Source organism: Methylobacterium sp. WL116 (genome assembly GCF_008039455.1).
GTDB lineage: Bacteria > Pseudomonadota > Alphaproteobacteria > Rhizobiales > Beijerinckiaceae > Methylobacterium.
In genome coordinates this window covers 1-1,648 of the sequence record NZ_VRUV01000761.1, presented here as the reverse complement: position 1 = coordinate 1,648, position 1,648 = coordinate 1, and the positions used below count along the sequence as shown (strand labels likewise).

The 1,648-nt window shown below is 71.4% G+C and carries 2 protein-coding genes; both read right to left on the bottom strand.

Features of this window, described 5'->3' with window-relative positions; genetic code table 11:
• Positions 1 to 573 (bottom strand): enoyl-CoA hydratase/isomerase family protein (locus tag FV223_RS27075; protein ID WP_147729796.1); only part of this gene is annotated, 573 nt, incomplete at its 3' end.
• Between the two features lie 88 nt (positions 574 to 661).
• Positions 662 to 1,423, bottom strand: a complete 762-nt coding sequence (locus tag FV223_RS27070) for a hypothetical protein (RefSeq protein ID WP_147729795.1) — start codon at positions 1,421 to 1,423, stop codon at positions 662 to 664.
• Between the last annotated feature and the right edge of the window lie 225 nt (positions 1,424 to 1,648).

The window sequence follows — 1,648 nt, the reverse complement described above, 5'->3', positions numbered from 1 at the left end:
CGCGTAGGCGGTGGCCAGGCCGAGGGCGAGCGCGTCGCCCGGGCCGACCCGGCTGCCGGTGAGCGCGAGATAGGTGCCGACGCGGCCGGGCAGGCGCGGCAGGGCGTAGGTCATCCCGACATCGGGAAACAGGCCGATCCCGACCTCGGGCATGGCGAAGACGTACGTCTCCGAGGCGACGCGGTGGGCCCCGTGGAGCGAGATGCCGACGCCGCCGCCCATCACCACGCCCTCGATCAGCGCGACGATCGGCTTCTCGTAGCGCTGCATCCGGGCGACGAGGCGGTACTCGGCCTGCCAGAACGCGAACACCTCGTCGAAGCGTCCCGCCTGGCCGCAGGCGTGGATGTGGCGGATGTCGCCGCCGGCGCAGAAGGCGCGCCCCCCGGCGCCGCGGATCGCCACGCGGGTGATGCCGGCATCTAACGCCCAGGCGTCGAGCTGCGCGTGCAGCGCGCCGATCATCCCGAGGGAGAGCGCGTTCAGGGCCTTCGGCCGGTCGAGGGTGACGAGGCCGAGCGCGCCCCGCCGCTCGAACCGGATCTCGTCGTTGGCCGCTTCGGCTCCGCTCACGTCTCTCGATCCTCTCGCCGCGTGTCCGCTCAGCGGGGGTTAGAGGCCGTACCGGCCCGGGCGTCAACGCCGGGCACCGGCGCGGGTGTCAGGCCGGCGCTCGGTCCGCGTGCGATGCGGAGGGCAGACCCATGCGGCGGTAGAGTTCGGCCTGGACCGCGATGCTGGTGACAAGGGACAGGATATTCACCGGGCTCATCAGGGCCGGCTTCACCAGAGCCGACTTCACGACGGCCGCTTGGAGCCAAAGCGTCGCCGCGATGATCGCCAGGAGGACCGGCAGGAGCACGGCGCCGACGAGAAGCCCGGCGAACGTGATGTCCCAGACCCGTCCCTTCGTCGCCGAGACCGCGCCCGACAGGCTGAGCGGGAAGACGCCGAGGGCGCCGAGGGCGAGCGCGGGGCCGGCCAGCGTGAGCCGGATGCAGATCCACCAGCTCGGCACGAGCAGTCCCAGAAGAAGGAGGACGGGGATCCCGAGCCGATCATGGAGGTTCCAGAGCCAGGCCGCTCCGCCGAGGAAGAGCAGGAGATCGAGGGCGACGACGTTGAGGATGGCGCGGCGCCGCGCGCCGGGTTTCGGGATCGACGGCGGCCCGACGTCCCACATGACCTCGTACAGCCGGACCCTGTAGGGCGCGACGAGGACGAAGACGGCCGCATGGAGCAGCAGCCACCATCCGGTCACGGCGGGCACGTCGTTCTCGTGGCGCATCAGGGCCTCCGCGCCGTCGCCCGCGAGCAGGATCACGAACGCGATCGCCGTCGCCGGCCCGAGCGCGCGCATCGCGCGATAGCTCCGTCCGTACGCGGCCGGAATGATCCCCTCGAGCGTGAACGATGCCGTCATGAGCCCCCCGACCAACACCTCGACCGCCGAATCGAAGGCCGGAGCGATGTGAAAGAATTCCGATCCGCTGCGGGATGTCACGTGCCGAGGCGACGGCGTCACGCAGGCGTGAACCGTTCGGCGACGGTGCCGCGCTGCGGGCGGGGCGGCCTGGCTCTGGAACCTCCATGATCGGCTCGGGATCCCAGTCCTCCTTCTTCTGGGACTGCTCGTGCCGAGCTGGTG

Excerpts from the sequence above, each read along its gene's own strand:
- FV223_RS27070 (WP_147729795.1), bottom strand. The coding sequence starts at position 1,423 with ATGACGGCATCGTTCACGCTCGAGGGGATCATTCCGGCCGCGTACGGA.